Source organism: Shewanella seohaensis (assembly GCF_023283775.1).
Taxonomy (GTDB): domain Bacteria; phylum Pseudomonadota; class Gammaproteobacteria; order Enterobacterales; family Shewanellaceae; genus Shewanella; species Shewanella seohaensis.
The window spans coordinates 178,817-196,034 of record NZ_JAKILE010000006.1; the positions used below are offsets into that span (position 1 = coordinate 178,817).

Consider the following 17,218-nt stretch of genomic DNA (forward strand, 5'->3'; position numbering starts at 1 on the left):
ACACTAAATGGCGCGGACAGAGTTAAGGCGTTTGCGGCGCCTTGACCACAGAATAAAGGGCACCGAGCCAAGATAATGGACTATTAGCGCCACCAGCACGCCAAAGCCTATCCCACTGGTGGTTAACGGGATGCCCGGCTTAAAGTTAACTATGGTTTGCTGTAAATATTCAAAACGAGCTGGATTAAACATATAGGCGGTTTTCTCGAAGAGATTCCCCTGCGCAAAGGTCTGCATTCCCTGCTGCAGCGCTTGATAAAGGGCTAGCGTCTGGCGCTTTTGCTCGGCATCCGCCCTAACGCTAGGCTCCTCGTTTTGCAAATGGCGGGCAATCATGGTTTCTACATCGCCGTAGTGATATTCCTTCGCCGTGGCCTCATAGCCCTCAACTTGCCATTGAGTCGAGGTATAGAGTCCCGCCAAAAATTGCTGATAATGATCGGCTAATTGGGGAAGTTGCAGCGCCATCACTAAGATAAAGCCGAAGATCAGCTTATCGAACAATCGAGTTATCATGGTAAACTCCTTGATAAGTCAAAGGATATATCACTGCCAATGGAGTGCTGCAGGGTGTCCTGCATAGCACTCCAGCTATCAACGCTTATTGCGCTATGGGTAAATCGCTGCGACTGCCCCAGTCGGCCCATGAGCCATCGTAGAGCACAGCATCGGCATGGCCAGAAGCGAGCGACGCTAAGATTAAGATACAGGCGGTAATGCCCGAACCACAGCTGAAAATCCTTAACGGTTTATCACCAGCAAGCCCTTGAAACAGGGTTTGTAATTCGGCCGAGCTTTTGATTTTGAAGCCATCGAGCACCTCTGCAAAAGGTAAATTAACCGAATGGGGAATATGCCCACTACGCACACCTGGGCGTGGCTCACTCACTTGGCCTAAAAAGCGGGCGGCGCCGCGGGCATCGATAATCGCGCTGCCGCTATCATCAAGCTTGGCAAACACGGCCTCGGCATCCATCACCTTGGCAGGCTGATATTCCAAAACGGCAGTGAGTTCCTCACTATCGCTTGCACCATAATCTATCCCTTCTTCCTGATAGCGGGATGAGGTGACTCTGTCTTCAGCCATCCATTGGGGTAAACCACCGTCGAGCACATACACACGGTGAAATCCCATCACCTTGAATATCCACCAAGCGCGCGGAGCTGAATAAATCCCTTGATTATCATAGATAACCACCACGCTTTGTGAGTCTATTCCGAGCTTGGCAATGCCTTCGATAAACTGTTCAAACCTTGGTAAGGCGTGGATTTGAGTGGACGTTTTATCGCAAAAATCCGTTTCGACATCAAAACGCCTTGAGCGCGGAATGCACACAGGTTCGGAATAGATGATAGGCTCTTTGCCCAACACCACGGCCATGCTGGCATCGAGTAACACGAGATCTGGCGAGGTGAGGTGCTCTTCGAGCCATTGAGTACTCACGAGAGGATATTCCATTGGCTGTCCTTATTCTGATTTCCAACTGGGATAATGACTTATCAGCCTGCGTTTTGCTGCACATGCTAAAACCCAAGCGCTATTCAAACCATTCGAACGATACTGTTTCGGTAAAGCACACATAACAAGCTCATTGAGGGTCGATTACTGACTCGCGGCTTGAATCACTTCAATTTTGACATCCAGTAAACCTGCCGAAGTATTGCCTATGCTGCTAAATGCGGATTTGGACAAATCTATAATTCGGCCCCGCACGAAAGGCCCCCTGTCGTTAACCTTAACCACAACCGTTTTACCGTTCTTAAGATTTGTCACTTTAACCACTGAACCAAAAGGAATTTCCTTATGGGCGGCCGTTTTTAATTTATGGCTATAACGCTCACCACTGGCGGTTTTTTTATTTTGATGTTTATCGCCGTAGAAAGAGGCTTGGCCAGACTCGGTAACCCCCTGCCAGCTTCCCGAATGGGTAGAAGAACACCCTGACAAGGCCAAGGTGACTAGCAGCATTAAGGTCAAAGATAAGTATTTGAGACTCACAGAACATCCCTTAGCAAATGAGTTCATCATCCGAGCAATGTACAGCAAAAATCCCTAAGAGGCACCCTTGCGCCACTTTATCCATTTAATTAGAGGGTTAACCAGAAAAAATAAAGCCCCTTTCGCATCGGCGTAAAGAGGCTTGAGAGGGAGTCAAACGACTTATAGGGCTATCCAAGTCGCCTTGATTTCGGTGTATTTGTCGAAGGAATGCATGGATTTATCGCGGCCATTGCCCGATTGTTTGTAACCACCGAAAGGCGCCGTCATATCGCCACCATCATAATGGTTAATCCACACCATACCCGAACGCAGTGCCTTGGCGGTTTTGTGCGCCTTGCTGATATCCGCCGTCCACACCCCAGCCGCTAAGCCGTAAATGGTGTCATTGGCTATCGCAATCGCCTCGTCCATGCCGTTGAATTCAATAACAGATAACACTGGGCCAAAGATTTCCTCGCTGGCGATTTTCATCTTGTTGTGTACTTGGCTAAAGATAGTGGGCTGCACATACACGCCGCCCGTTTCGGCCAGCACTTGTTGTCCACCATGGACTAAACAGGCACCTTCATCCTGGCCCGCCTTGATATAGCTTAAGATGGTATCGAGTTGTTGCTTATCGACCACAGCGCCGCTCACGGTAGCGGGATCCAGCGGATGCCCGGGCTGCCACGAGGCGAGTTCTTCAGCAATCAGCGCAATCAATTGCTCTTTAACCCCAGACTCCACCAGCAAACGCGAGCCAGCGGTACAGACTTCACCTTGGTTAAAGGCAATGGCTTCGGCCGCCGCCACCGCCGCCGCTTTGAGATCGGGCGCATCGTTAAATACAATGTTCGGGCTCTTACCGCCCGCCTCGAGCCACACCCGCTTCATATTCGATTCGCCCGCATAAATCATTAATTGCTTGGCGATTTTTGTTGAACCAGTAAAGACTAAGGTATCCACATCCATATGCAACGCCAGTGCCTTACCGACCGTATGCCCATAACCAGGCAGTACGTTTAGCACGCCCTTAGGGATCCCTGCCTGTACCGCAAGCTCGGCGATACGAATGGCCGTTAAGGGGGATTTCTCAGAGGGTTTAAGAATAACGCTGTTGCCCGTCGCCAGCGCTGGCCCCAGCTTCCAACAGGCCATCAATAACGGGAAGTTCCAAGGCACAATCGCCGCCACCACGCCTACGGGTTCGCGGGTGATCATGCCGATTTCATTATGCGCCGTAGGCGCCAGCTCATCGTAGAGTTTATCAACGGCTTCACCCGACCAACGGATAGCACGGGCGGCGCCGGCAATATCTACCGCCTTTGAAAAACGGATTGGCTTACCCATGTCCAAGGTTTCTAACAGAGCGAGTTCATTGGCATTTTCTTCCAATAACTCGGCAAAACGGATCATCACTTGCTTACGTTTAACGGGAGCTGTCTTTGACCATACGCCAGATTCAAACACCTCACGGGCATTAGCGACGGCAATATTGGCGTCCATCAAATCGCAACTGGCGACCTTGGCTAATACGCGTCCGTCGATTGGGCTGACACAATCAAAAGTGCTGCCCGCTGCCGCATCGCGGTATTCGCCATTGATATAAGCCTTGCCATTGATTGCTAGGCTAGCAGCGAGGCTTTCCCAATCACTCCGTTTTTTAGGTGTACTCATGATGACCTCTTAATCGTTTGTATTTGTTTATTTTAGCTTTATTGGGATGAGGGCTATCTCGACGGCCAAATGCCAAAGATGACCTAAGTCGTTAACTGCTGCTTAGATTACGCTGTTCAATCATTAATATTCAATATTTTTTACAAAAATAGCATTTTTGCCACAAATAACTGCACACACCTCTTCCATGTTCATTATTTCTAACATAGCATAGCAAATATTAGCCACCCTTAACGAAGACCTGACCTCAATTAACAAGGAAAAGGACAAGGTAAACACTATGGCCGATTCACCCTACAACACAACGCATGAGCATCCTTCTCTCGAACATTATTGGATGCCCTTTACCGCCAACCGCCAGTTTAAAGCCAGCCCTCGCCTGCTCGCCCAAGCAGAAGGCATGTACTACACAGATATCAATGGCAACAAGGTATTAGACTCAACGGCTGGCTTGTGGTGTTGTAACGCCGGCCATGGTCGCCGTGAGATCAGCGAAGCCGTTAGCAAGCAAATTCGCGAGATGGATTACGCGCCTTCCTTCCAAATGGGTCATCCCCTCGCCTTCGAACTCGCCGAGCGATTAACTGAACTCAGCCCTGAAGGACTCAATAAGGTCTTCTTTACCAACTCGGGATCAGAGTCCGTCGATACCGCGCTTAAAATGGCACTCTGTTACCACAGAGCCAATGGCCAAGCATCGCGCACCCGTTTTATTGGCCGAGAGCTGGGCTACCATGGCGTAGGATTTGGCGGCATTTCAGTGGGGGGCTTGAGCAATAACCGTAAAGCCTTTAGTGGCCAACTGCTGCAAGGCGTGGATCACCTGCCCCACACCTTAGATATTCAAAATTCAGCCTTTAGCCGTGGCTTACCTAGCCTAGGTGCCGAAAAAGCCGAAGTATTAGAACAACTCGTCACACTCCACGGCGCCGAGAATATTGCCGCCGTTATCGTTGAACCTATGTCGGGTTCGGCGGGGGTGATTTTACCGCCACAGGGTTACTTAAAGCGCCTACGGGAAATCACCCAAAAATACGGCATCCTGTTGATTTTTGATGAGGTGATCACTGCCTTTGGTCGCGTTGGCGCCGCCTTTGCCAGCCAGCGCTGGGGCGTTATCCCCGACATAATCACTACGGCCAAGGCCATCAATAATGGTGCGATCCCAATGGGCGCCGTGTTTGTGCAGGATTTTATTCACGATACCTGTATGCAAGGCCCCACCGAACTCATCGAGTTTTTCCACGGTTACACCTATTCAGGCCATCCAGTAGCGGCGGCCGCGGCGCTCGCCACGCTGTCCATCTATGAAAACGAACAGCTATTTGAACGCAGCTTCGAACTTGAGCGTTATTTTGAGGATGCCGTTCACAGTCTCAAAGGTTTGCCGAATGTGATTGATATTCGCAACACCGGATTGGTCGCAGGCTTCCAACTCGCGCCGAATAGCCAAGGCGTCGGTAAACGCGGTTACAGCGTGTTCGAGCATTGTTTCCATCAAGGCACGCTCGTGCGGGCGACGGGCGATATTATCGCCATCTCCCCACCGTTAATCGTAGAGAAACACCAAATAGACCAAATGGTTAACAGCCTAAGCGATGCGATTCGCGCCGTAGGATGATGCACAATTTTTTATCTAACGCCCAAATTGGGGGCAATTGAAAGGTTACCTATGCTGACAATGACTCATTATGTGAATGGCGAGCACACCGCCGCCAGTACAAGAAGCCAAGAGATTTTCGAACCCGCTACGGGAGAATGCCGAGGTCAGGTCTCCCTCGCGAGTCGCGACGAAGTCTCCGCCGCCATTGCTATCGCCAAATCGGCCTTCGACACTTGGTCACAGGTAACGCCCCTCAATCGTGCTCGTGTGTTATTTAAGTTTAAAGCGCTGGTCGAGCAACATATGGATGAGCTGGCGCGGCTGATTACCTTAGAGCACGGCAAAGTGCTCGATGATGCGCGGGGAGAACTCATCCGCGGCCTCGAAGTCGTCGAATTTGCCTGTGGTATCCCACACTTGCTCAAAGGGGAGCATACGGAGCAGGTCGGCGGTGGCGTAGACGCTTGGTCAGTCAATCAAGCTTTAGGTGTTGTCGCAGGCATAGCGCCCTTTAACTTCCCCGTGATGGTTCCCATGTGGATGTTCCCAATCGCGATTGCCTGCGGTAACACCTTTATTATGAAACCTTCGGAGAAAGACCCAAGCGCGGTAATGCGTATTGCGGAATTACTCACCGAAGCAGGTCTCCCTGCTGGGGTATTTAACGTGGTCAACGGTGATAAAGAGGCCGTCGATACTCTGCTCAGCCATGAAGATATTCAAGCCGTCAGCTTTGTAGGCTCCACCCCGATTGCGGAATACATTTACAGCACCGCATCTAAACACGGTAAACGGGTTCAGGCCCTCGGCGGCGCGAAAAACCATATGCTACTGATGCCGGATGCGGATTTAGATCAAGCGGTGAGTGCCCTCATGGGCGCCGCCTATGGCAGCGCTGGCGAGCGTTGTATGGCTATTTCGGTGGTATTGGCTGTGGGGGATGTGGGCGACAAGCTAGTCGATAAATTATTACCGCAAATTCAACAGTTAAAAGTGGGCAATGGCCTCACCCCAGAGATGGAAATGGGGCCGTTGATCTCCCGCCAGCACCTCGCCAAAGTCACGGAATTTGTCGATGCTGGCGTCCAAGAAGGCGCGACCTTAGTGGTGGACGGTCGCCAGTTAAGCGTGGCCGACCATCAGCAAGGTTACTTCTTAGGAGCCTGTTTATTCGATAACGTCACTCCAGAGATGCGTATTTACCGCGAAGAAATCTTCGGCCCAGTGCTGTCGATTGTGCGGGTTAAAGACTATGCCAGCGCACTGGCGCTTATCAACCAACATGAATTTGGCAATGGCACAGCCATCTTTACCCAAAGCGGTGAAGCTGCCAGACATTTTTGCCACCATGTGCAGGTCGGTATGGTCGGGGTTAACGTGCCCATCCCAGTGCCTATGGCCTTCCACTCCTTCGGTGGCTGGAAACGTTCGCTCTTTGGTCCCCTACATATGCATGGTCCTGATGGGGTACGTTTTTATACCAAACGTAAAGCCATCACGGCACGCTGGCCCGTAGGCAAGCAGACTCAGGCCGAGTTTGTTATGCCCACCATGAAATAACCTCGGTGGAGCCTATATGACCATGAGCGTAACCTCGATCATTCGCTTTGCCAGCGCACAGTCGCCGGTGGAAAGTTATCAAGTCGCCCCAGAAAAGCGCATCTCTGGTAACCCCACCCAGCAATTACAGAATCATTACTCTAGCCCCTGTAATCAATTCCATAGTGGAATTTGGCAAAGCGAATCAGGCGCTTGGAAAATCAACTACACTGAATACGAGTATTGCGAGATCCTCGAAGGGACCAGCGTCATCACCGATCTTGAGGGACTGTCACAAACCTTCAGTGTCGGCGACCGATTTATTATTCCTGCGGGGTTTCAAGGGGTGTGGCAAGTCGTTGAGCCATGCCGCAAGGTTTATGTCATCTTCGAACAAAAGTGAGTTTCATAGGGGGTGCTTTTTACCTCGTTTAACCAAGCTAAAGCAATTTAGCTTAACTCGCCATGAGGTCACAGCTACGGGGTTTCCTGAGTTGTTGTTTGGCAAAGCAACGAATGTACTAGCCTGTTTTAAAAGCTAAAAGAACTTAGTACATCCGTGTCAACCAAGAAAATGGGAGAAATACCGTGAATAACAACCTAAATAAAAAGCGGCTGGCACAAGTTGTTGGGCTCGCGCTAACGACCAGTTTATTCTCCGGCATTGCCGCCGCAGAAGTGTCGGGGGAAATTGGCGTAACCAACGATTATCGCTTCCGTGGTATCTCGCAAACAGCGGGCGATCCTGCGGTTCAAGGTGGTGTCGATTGGAGTTTTGAGTCGGGATTTTCGGTCGGCGCCTGGGCCAGTAATGTCGACTTTGACGAGCCAGGCTACAACGGTCCAGATATCGAGTACGACTTTTATGTTGCCTACGGCGGTGACATCAATGATAACGTCAGTTACGACGTGACCCTCAACCGCTATAACTATTCGGGCGAGAGTGAACTCGGCTATTTCGAAGTAACGGCTGGCGTCGAGTTTAGCGGCTTTCGCGTGGCCTATTGGTACACCAATGATTACGGCGGCAGCGATTTAGATTATCACTACGGCGAAATCAATTACTCCTATGAGTTTGTTGAAAACTGGAGCCTCGATCTGCATTACGGCTACAACGTAGGCGATGCCTTAGACGATGGCGAAGGCTTTGATAGCTACTCGGATTATTCCGTTGGCGTATCCACCGAATTTATGGGATTTGGCCTGTCACTCGCTTGGCTTGGCACCGACTTGAGCGGCGATCAGAAAGTCTCCGACGGTGTGTGGAAAAACGACGATACAGTATTAGCAAGCGTCAGTTACGCCTTCTAATTCACACCCTGCAAATACTAAAAAGCCCTCTGATGAGGGCTTTTTTACATCGCGTGATAACCGATTACCAGTGACGCATCTTATGACCTTTAACGGCATAGAAGAGAATAAACAGGTAGCAAGGTAACATCACCATATAACCGCCCTGCTGCCCCATCTCGGTGGCAGAACTCGTGAGTCCCCAAAACAGTGGACCAAAAGCACCACCCGCAATCCCCATGATGAGCAATGCCGAACCTGTGCTGGTGAGCTTACCTAAACCCGATAGCGCCAGAGGCCACACCGCAGGCCAAACAATCGCATTGGCTAATCCTAAGAAGGCAATGAAGAGTAAGGTATCAGGCAAGGCCACACCGCCGAAAGGCACTAACAAAGCATTTGCAATCACGTAGGAATGGTTATCCCCAAACAGTATGGCTAAGGTCAGTAATAGGCCAAGAATCGCCGAAATCATCAGTGCCGTTGGCTGAGAGATAAAACGAGGAATAAGGATAATCCCTAAGGTATAACCCAGCACCATACACACCATTGTATAGGAGGTCATCACACCGTAATGTTCAACCCCGAGCGATAAGGCAAAGGTACCGATAGTGTCGCCGGCAATCACCTCAACCGCCACGTACACAAACAGCGCGATAACGCCAAATGCGAGGTTAGGATGGGATAAGGCCGCTTTGATTTGGCCTTTATCTGTGTGCTCGGCTGCTTCGTCTTCATTAGAGAGTTCTGGCAGTGGAGATTTTTTAACAGCAAGCGCCAATATCCCAATAAAAATCGCCATGCCGAGGTAAGGGAAAACCAAGCTGTTTGCCATTTCATCAATTTGCACTTGGGTTAACGTAGTGCCAATGCGGTCTTTAAAGCTATCTAAAATCAATGCAGAGAAAACTAAGGGGGCAATCACCCCCGCACCTTTATTCAAAATGCCCATCACACTCACACGGGCCGCGGCAGACTCTTCAGGCCCAAGGCGAACCACGTAGGGATTGACCGCCGTTTGTAACAAGGTTTGGCCTGTGCCCATCACTAATTGCGCACATAAAAACAGACCAAATATTTGGGTCTTAGCCGCAGGAATAAACAGTAAGCCGGCGAGCATCATGATGCCCATTCCCAGTGCCATACCATTTTTATAACCCACTTTACGGATCACCCACGCCGAGGGCAGCGCGGTAAAAGTCACTGCAATGTAGAAAGAGAACAGGATTAATGAGGCTTGGAAGGGATTGAGTTGCAAAATTTGTTTTAAATAGGGCATCAAAGATCCATTCAACCACGTTGCGAATCCGAGGATGAAAAAGAGTGCTGCCACTATCGCCATGGGGAGAAAACTGCTTTTCTGCTGGCTTTTATCGAGTGTCATTTCCATAAACCTGCTTCTTATAGTAATTAATTTTTTAAGGTGATGGCGGGACTAAAAACCGCTGAGTATTCCGCACATCCGTATCGCAACTCATCTGCAATGGCTAATGTTATCATCCGAACGCACCATTGTTTCAGTGATGTTAAAACAAACAACGCAAAAAGACAACGCTGTCATTTGCGATTTAGCCAGCAAAATGGCCTTGTTTGCCCAGAATGAGCCATAAACACTCAGTTAACCGCTGATTTACAACCAAAGATGCTCTGAGCTCTTTGTGTGCTAGAAATAAAAAAGCCACAGAGGTGAGTCTGTGGCTTTAAGAAAAATCTGCTATCGACGTTAGATCCGCACAAAAATATTGCGACGATACATCCAATACAGCACTAACCATTGAACGGTGAGCAAACCAATCACGGCCGCTAAGGGCTGAGCATTTTCCGGTAATGCCGCGATAACACCCCCGAACACACTCTGGGCGATATATTTCCAATCCACCAGACTAGAGGCCAGATAAATAATGATGGCGTTAGTGCCTATCACCACAAAAATAAAGGCGAGCTTTTGCCATTTGAGCACATCCACGAGGGCATAAAACAGCGCTAACAGCAGCATGCTCCAACCGCTAGTGACCAACACAAAAGAGCTTGTCCACAGCTCTTTATTGACGGGAATAACTCCATCCAGCAACCAGCCTAGAGCTAAACAAACACCACCGGCAACACTCAATAGGCCAACCTTAGCCCACTCCCCTTTTGGATGGGATTTCACAATAAAGTGACCCACAAATACACCCGCTAAGGCGTTGACTACGGCAGGCAGTGTCGATAACACGCCTTCAGGATCGGGCGTTCGTCCTTGATAACTCACACCAGGCAGTAAAAGGCTATCCACATAAGCATTGATTGACTCTGTGGGTGATAACACTCCAGCCTGTCCACCAGGAAACGGCAACCAGAGTTGCACCGCGCCATAGGCCACTAATATGCCCAAGGCCATCAGCACTTGGGTCCTCAAACTGGTATGCCACACCAGCAAGGCGGCAAAAAACCACGCAAAGGCGATTCGACCTAAGACGCTGGCATAACGGACTTTTTCAGGATCGGCAGGCGCCCCCGTTCCCCAACCATGGTTGTAAAGAATGCCGAGCAATAATAGAAGAAACAGCCGCTTAACCCCGTGGCGATACACAGGCATACGCTCATGCATTGGCAGTTTATCTAAGCGTTTTGGCGATAATCCAAGAGCAACACCTGAGAGGAATATAAACAGCGGAAAAATCAAATCATAAAAGCGAAACCCATTCCACTCACTATGGTGCATTTGGGTATCACCCCATTGCCAGCCCGCCCAGCCCGTCAAGATAAGCAAGGTGCCAAATAGGGCTTCGCCACCTAAAATCCAAAACATATCGAAGCCGCGCAAGGCATCGAGGGACATCAACCGCGGTTTTGACTGACGCTTTTTCGCGGCAGCCTCCTGAGCATTCACGCCCGTATTGGTGACAGATTCCGGCGCAGTCGTACTCATACCATTATCCTTTATTATTGTTATTTCACTTATTTTATAACTTTTGAGCAAAATGCAGACTGTACAATAAAAAAACTTAGCCCCTGTCATCAAAATAAGACAAGGGCCAAGGTTAACGCTTTACTGACTCAACCCACACTAAGGGCGAACATAAACCGCATTTCCAGCAATATAGTTGGCCAGCACTTTATATTGATTATCCAGCAACACTAAATCGGCACGCTGCCCAACCGCTAATCGACCTACATGCTCGGCAATGCCAAGGAACTCGGCAGGATACAAAGACGCCATCCGCAAGGCCTCACCGAGCGGTAAACCGAGCATGTTCACGCTGTTCTCAACCGCGGTCGCCATGTCTAACACACAGCCTGCCAGTTCACCCGTCACCGCATTTAATTTATCGCCGACACGCAGAACCTGAGTACCAAACAGCTCAAAACTGGTTTCATCATCCATGCCCACTGGCGGCATAGCATCGGTCACCAACATCACTTTGCCACGGGGTTTAGCGCGCAGGGCGACCCTTGCGGCAGCTGGATGCACATGGTGGCCATCGACAATCAAACCACACCAAGCGGTTTCGCTCTCAATCGCTGCGCCCACCACGCCAGGCTCACGGGAACCTAAGGGTGACATGGCATTGTAGAGGTGAGTAAAGCCTGTCGCCCCCGCAGCTAATGCCGTAACAACGGTATCATAGTCCGCATTGGAGTGGCCTAAACACACTTTAACCCCCGACTCCACCAACAGGCGGATCACCTCGGACGAGACATTTTCAGGTGCTAAGGTCACCACTCGAATACCTAAATCCTGACGGCAAAAAATCGCCAGTTCAGCCTCGGTGATCTCACGAATAAAACCTTGTGGATGCACGCCTTTTTTAGGAACCGAAAGATGCGGCCCTTCAAAATGTACGCCTAATACGCCTGCGCTCTTTTGCGCGACCGCACTGGCAACCGCATCGGCAGCCTTGGCCATCACCTGCACATCATCAGTGATAAGCGTGGGTAAAAAGCCTGTGGTACCAAAGCGAGCATGCGCCTTGCCTATGGTTTCAATGCAAGCGACCGTTGGGTTGCTATTGAACAACGCGCCGCCACCGCCGTTAACTTGCACATCGATAAAACCTGGCACTAGGGTGCCTCGGTAGCGGATTTCCTTAGCACCCAATGCGGTGTCTAAGCTGGCTATCAAGCCATCTTCAATGGTGACAGGCACATCCCGATGGAAGGCTTCACCATCAAACAGTTGCTCGGCAATTAAGGTGAATTTCATCCCAAACCTCTTTTCAAATTAACGCGACAACAACGGCCATCCATTACAGCGTTTGAGTGACTTTTTTCAGCCCAGCGGGTTGGTCTGGGTCAATACCGCGGGCAACCGCGACTGCGGCCACGTCGATATAAAAACGTTGTAGCAGGGCTAACGGCGCAACACGTGGGTGAATATCAGTCGATGTTTGATTTAAATGCACTAAATCGGCGCCACGTTGGCTCACATTTTCAATCTGTTCGATATGGCTAGCGTACGACTCATCGCCAATGCAGACATCCACAATCGTGAGTTTTTTCTCCACTAAGGTCACAGGACCATGGAGGAACTCTGCACTACTAAAGGCTTCGGCATGGATAGAACACACTTCTTTTAACTTAAGTGCGATTTCCTTAGACACGGCATAACCTAAACCACGGCCTAACACTACTAAGTTTTTCACGTTTTCAACCGATGCTGGAGTCAATTGAGGCTCAGCATCGACCGCAGTTTGCAGTGCTTGAGGTAAAGAGTTAACAGCCGCCGCGAGGGATTCGCTCTGCGTCCACGCCGAGGCTAATTGTAGAATCGCCGACAGAGTTGCAAGGTAGCTCTTTGTTGCAGCAACGGCTTTCTCTTCGCCAGCACGTAATGGCACCACCACATCGACGATATCCTTGATTGGCGCGGTTTCATCATTCACTAACGCCACACAAAACGCGCCTGCGTTTTTCGCCATACGCGCCTGGGCTAAAATATCAGGGCTGCGGCCAGATTGCGAAATCACAATCACTAATCCGCCTTCTAACTTCAAGGTTTTACCGTAAACGCTGGCCACAGATGGCGCGGCAGCAAAGGTGGGGACACCCGCTTCGATTTCAAAAAGATATTTAGCAAATACACCCGCATGGTCCGATGAACCACGGCCCACAATCATCACAAAACGGGGATCGAAAGCACGCAGTTTTTCACCTAACTGCTGCATTAAATCGGCGTTAGCGGCTAACTGACCCGCAATCTTCTGCGGCGCGGTGCGAGCTTCTTGCTCCATAATAGTGTTTGTCATGTTATTTACCTTACAAATCAATACGGGTATTGCTTTAGCACTGATGCGCTAAAACGGCTTATTCATTAATGTTGACTGAGTTAAATTGCTGCTGAGCGAAGTACATGGCACCCAATTCTGGCGGCGCTAAGGTTTCAGAAATCTTGGCCACCACATCGCTGCCAAGCCATGCCTGTAGCGGTTCGGCAAGACCACCGATCATAGAGAATCGTACCGGATTGAGGCTAAACAGCTTGCGTGCCATTTCACTGATGTAATCGGCGCCTTCCTGCACAATCCCGCGAGCGACTTCATCTCCCGCGTTTGCGCAATCGAGTACGCTTCTAGCCAATTCGGCATAGCAACTCGAAGACTTACCGGCGAGATGCTCGACTATGCCCAAGGCATCACTTACCCCAAAATGGTTTAACAGCATTTTGGTTAAGGCGGTCGGCGCGGCAAAACCATCGAGGGCGAGTAATACATGCTCGGCAGCTTTTAAGCCAAGCCAAGCACCGCTGCCCTTATCGCCCAGCGCAAAACCGTGTCCGCCAATGCTTAAGCTGTCATCACCTACATGGGCATAACCGCAAGAACCTGTACCCGTAATGATCACCGCACCATCCGCGCCGCGGTGTGCACCGATACAAGCGGTATGAAGATCGGTTGTGACATACATGGCAGCAAACGGATGCTGCCAGCTGATCACATCCTGATACAGGCGCGGCACATTGACCCCTGCCAGCCCTAAGCCCGCAACCAGTAAATGGCTATCGGTTTCCTTCATGCCCGCATCCAGCAGAGCTTGGCGAGTCGAAGCTTCAATAGATGCAAATGTTTGTGCAAGACCATGCAGCGGATTAGCGCGCCCAGCAACACCTGTCCCTAAAACGGTACCGTCCGCAGTATAGATAGTGGCTCGGCACTTACTGCCGCCCCCATCTACACCGATAAACAGTTGTTGATCTTTTGTCTGGACTAACCCCATGACACCCCTCTTCATCTCTTAATGCAGCGCTACCGTTGCTTATACTTATGCCGTTAATACGACACTCAACTTTAGTTAACTCAATGTTACAGCAAAAATGACAGCGTTGTCATTTACTTTTTGAAGCAATTTCTAATCAAATGTCAGGCGAAAGAATTGACTGAAAGTGAAAAAGAAAAAGGCTGTATTTTTATTTTAAAATACAGCCAGATATAGCTTTTTATTAATTAACGACTAAGCTGCGGCCTTTACGTTTTCCATCGGCCGCGATGGCGCGGATCTCAACGGGGCCCGTTACCGCCTGCCCAGCTTGATAGGATTGCCATTGTCCACTCGCTTGGCGCCATTCAATCTTAAGTCCCGGATAAGCCACGTTGGCAAACAGTTTACCGTCGCGGATCTCGGCGCCGACGGTCGGCACTCGATAATCGATACCCGCTTTATCGAGTTTGATAAACTCCTTATGTCCTAAGGTGTTAGCCATTTGCTGCCAAGATTGCGCCTGAGCCTCACGCATCGCTGCGGTGAAATGCCCCGTAGTCTGATTATACAAAGCGCCTTGATATTGATATGGCACTTCCCACGCGGCTTGATGCCAAGCACGCTCCGCCAGCATCAGTAAACGCGGGAAAATCATATATTCCACGGTGTTATCGCTGCGGATGGTTTCACTCCAGAGCTGGCCCTGTAATCCGGCAAAGGCTTTACCTTGTTCCCTTGGGCCGGATTGTTTGCCCTTCTCATCGGTTCTGGCCCTATCGTCGGCCTCAAAAGGCAGATTTTGAATGTCGGTCCACTGCTCCGCGTTTGCCACTAAGTTGTCCGGCATAAAGCTAAACACTTTGTGTGCGTTGGTTGCGCGGCTTGCCCAGTAGTAGCCATGCTCCTTAGGATCGGCTTCATAGGGGAAATCAAAGTACAGCACCTCAGGATTTGAGAGCACCACATCCCAGCCGTTGTTGACTTGTTGATTGGCATGCTCGTAACCCTTATAGGCAATCACATCCCAAATGTTGGATTGGACTTTTGCAGGCATGTTGCTTGGGCGCACATGGCTCATACCATCGCTCCAACCCGCCGCTTCTATGCCTTTACTCGCGAGTTGATTCGAAATGCGCTCGATAAAGTACGCCCCTAAATCGTCGATGGATTTCACGCCTTTATCGTTATTGGCCACAAAGTCCAAACAGGCGGGCGATTGCTTCCACGCCCCTGCCGTTTCGTCGGCACCGATATGGTATCGAGTTAATGGCTGGCCCGCTGCTTGGTGTAATTTTGCAATTTCATCAATGACTTTATCGACAAACAGATAGGTCGACTCCATGCAAACGTTCAGGGTGTTATCGTTGTAATACTGCACCGAAGAATACACTGTGGTGTCCGCCGCATCCGACAACAGATAGGTTTTAGCCTCTTCTGCTTTACCTTCGGCCACTAGCTTACGGTAACGCGCCTCCATGGATTTTATCGCCGCGCGGCTATGGCCAGGCATGTCCATCGAAGGGATCACTTGAATTTGGCGCGCATCGGCATATTTAACAATATCGATATAATCTTGCTTGCTATAGAAACCGTTAACAGGCACATCCGCAAAAGGCCCGCTGCCAAGCTGCGGTAACAGACAGGTATTTTCCTCAAGATCGTGGCAACGCTTACTGCCGATGTTGGTTAGTTCAGGCAGGCCATCGATCTCTAGGCGCCAACCTTCATCGTCGGCCATATGTAGGTGCAATTTGTTGAGCTTGTATGCCGCCATTTGATCCAGCAGGTCAAAGATCAACGCCTTGCTATGGAAGTTACGGGCCACGTCGATATGCATGCCGCGGAAGGGATACCTTGGGCTATCCTCAATCGTCATGGTATTTACGCGCAGATCCTGCACATCAATCAAACTGGCAAGTGACGATAACGCATAGGAAAACCCGGCAGCATCGGCAGCGGCAATCTCAATCGCATCCGCTTTAATATCCAGCAGATAGCTGCCCTCAGCGCCTTGACGCCAGTTCAGCTTTACCGCTAAACCTTGTTCTGACTCTTTAACGCCTAAGCGCGCTAAACGGGAAAGTGCCGCCGCCAAGTGTTCAGGATCCAAAGCCTGTTGCGCCGCAGATGCGTTGGTGACCGAGCCGAAATCCAGTTTAATACCAGAAGTCAGTGACACGGCTTTATCTTGGCTGTGGATAGCGACTTTTTGTGGCGTCGGAATAATGGTATTGACCGCTAAGTTGGCATCTTCACTGACGTGTTGATTATTACTAAATAACTGTGCAGGTGTGGCTGGCGCTAATTTGTCCGCATCGGTTCGGCGATACTGCTTCACCATATCGGTGTACGCCTCAACATAGGGGCGCACCTCCATCTGAGTCTCAGGATCTTGCTTTACTTGCGTGCTGGCGATCACTACTGGCGATAAATCGCCTGCAACTATGTAATAGTTGGGCATGGCATCGGTTTCTGAGAGCTGCCACAATTCACCACGGAACCTTAGGGTCTTTTTCTCGCCCTTACTAAAACCGCTAAATGCCTCGGTGGGTGCGATACGATACAGATCGCCCTTGATATGCGTAATACTAAACTCTTCACTTTCAACAGCTTGAACTGGACGCATTTGGCTAAAATAAATCGCCCAATCCCGGCTCTTAAGCTCAACCTCTGGGACAAAATCGATTTCAGCAACAAAACAACGACCTTCGGCGGCAGCTTTGTCACAGCTATCGTCGGGCCTGTTAGTAAATACGCGATAACTCACGCCCAAGGAATCCCCAAACAGCTGCAATTGCGCTTGGGTTAATTGGCTATGCTTAGCCTGCTCGGCAGTACTTGAGCTAGGCACAGCATTGGTTTTAGGCGCATCGCTACAGGCCGTTAAGCCCAGAGCCAATAAAATCGCTGTGGCGGCAATCGTTTTATTCATGATATTCCTTTTCTAGCTT

General features: G+C 50.1%; 14 protein-coding genes. 4 read left to right on the top strand and 10 right to left on the bottom strand.

What is annotated here, in order from left to right:
* Positions 1-3: 3 nt before the first annotated feature.
* The 4 genes from L2713_RS09235 to L2713_RS09250 all read right to left on the bottom strand — a co-directional run bounded on the left by L2713_RS09235 (position 4) and on the right by L2713_RS09250 (position 3,658).
* A complete protein-coding gene (locus L2713_RS09235) occupies positions 4-516 on the bottom strand; it encodes a DUF2937 family protein (protein WP_089067230.1) in 513 nt (170 codons plus the stop codon).
* A gap of 85 nt (positions 517-601) precedes the next feature.
* On the bottom strand, positions 602-1,459 hold the full coding sequence (locus L2713_RS09240; protein ID WP_248967672.1) for a sulfurtransferase: 858 nt from the start codon (positions 1,457-1,459) through the stop codon (positions 602-604).
* A 144-nt stretch (positions 1,460-1,603) separates the two neighbouring features.
* On the bottom strand, positions 1,604-1,969 hold the full coding sequence (locus L2713_RS09245; protein WP_380823006.1) for a septal ring lytic transglycosylase RlpA family protein: 366 nt from the start codon (positions 1,967-1,969) through the stop codon (positions 1,604-1,606).
* Between the two features lie 192 nt (positions 1,970-2,161).
* Positions 2,162-3,658 (bottom strand): aldehyde dehydrogenase, encoded by a 1,497-nt coding sequence (locus tag L2713_RS09250; protein WP_248967674.1) that lies wholly within the window; start codon positions 3,656-3,658, stop codon positions 2,162-2,164.
* A gap of 280 nt (positions 3,659-3,938) precedes the next feature.
* Between L2713_RS09250 and aptA the strand changes: the two genes are divergently transcribed.
* From aptA to L2713_RS09270, 4 genes are all read left to right on the top strand, one after another.
* The gene (gene aptA / locus L2713_RS09255) at positions 3,939-5,279 is read left to right on the top strand and encodes an omega-aminotransferase AptA (RefSeq protein ID WP_248967675.1); all 1,341 of its coding nucleotides are present in this window, start codon (positions 3,939-3,941) and stop codon (positions 5,277-5,279) included.
* A 51-nt stretch (positions 5,280-5,330) separates the two neighbouring features.
* A complete protein-coding gene (locus L2713_RS09260; RefSeq protein ID WP_109285536.1) occupies positions 5,331-6,821 on the top strand; it encodes a CoA-acylating methylmalonate-semialdehyde dehydrogenase in 1,491 nt (496 codons plus the stop codon).
* A 16-nt stretch (positions 6,822-6,837) separates the two neighbouring features.
* Complete coding sequence (locus L2713_RS09265; protein WP_248967676.1) at positions 6,838-7,203, top strand: cupin domain-containing protein; 366 nt, start codon at positions 6,838-6,840, stop codon at positions 7,201-7,203.
* 185 nt (positions 7,204-7,388) lie between these two features.
* The gene (locus tag L2713_RS09270; RefSeq protein WP_248967677.1) at positions 7,389-8,111 is read left to right on the top strand and encodes a TorF family putative porin; all 723 of its coding nucleotides are present in this window, start codon (positions 7,389-7,391) and stop codon (positions 8,109-8,111) included.
* Between the two features lie 64 nt (positions 8,112-8,175).
* On the opposite strand, the gene nagP is transcribed toward L2713_RS09270, so the two are convergent.
* From nagP to L2713_RS09300, 6 genes are all read right to left on the bottom strand, one after another.
* Positions 8,176-9,474: an N-acetylglucosamine MFS transporter NagP gene (gene nagP / locus L2713_RS09275; protein ID WP_248967717.1), complete on the bottom strand. Its 1,299-nt coding sequence runs from the start codon at positions 9,472-9,474 to the stop codon at positions 8,176-8,178.
* Positions 9,475-9,813: 339 nt separating this feature from the next.
* Positions 9,814-11,001: a transmembrane glucosamine N-acetyltransferase NagX gene (gene nagX / locus L2713_RS09280; RefSeq protein ID WP_248967678.1), complete on the bottom strand. Its 1,188-nt coding sequence runs from the start codon at positions 10,999-11,001 to the stop codon at positions 9,814-9,816.
* Between the two features lie 138 nt (positions 11,002-11,139).
* Positions 11,140-12,276, bottom strand: coding sequence for an N-acetylglucosamine-6-phosphate deacetylase (gene nagA, locus L2713_RS09285; RefSeq protein ID WP_248967679.1), 1,137 nt, complete (start codon positions 12,274-12,276; stop codon positions 11,140-11,142).
* A gap of 43 nt (positions 12,277-12,319) precedes the next feature.
* Positions 12,320-13,318, bottom strand: coding sequence for a glucosamine-6-phosphate deaminase NagB-II (nagB-II, locus tag L2713_RS09290; protein WP_248967680.1), 999 nt, complete (start codon positions 13,316-13,318; stop codon positions 12,320-12,322).
* Between the two features lie 58 nt (positions 13,319-13,376).
* Complete coding sequence (gene nagK / locus L2713_RS09295; RefSeq protein WP_169548102.1) at positions 13,377-14,285, bottom strand: N-acetylglucosamine kinase; 909 nt, start codon at positions 14,283-14,285, stop codon at positions 13,377-13,379.
* 223 nt (positions 14,286-14,508) lie between these two features.
* Positions 14,509-17,199 (bottom strand): beta-N-acetylhexosaminidase, encoded by a 2,691-nt coding sequence (locus L2713_RS09300; protein WP_248967681.1) that lies wholly within the window; start codon positions 17,197-17,199, stop codon positions 14,509-14,511.
* Positions 17,200-17,218: the final 19 nt, after the last annotated feature.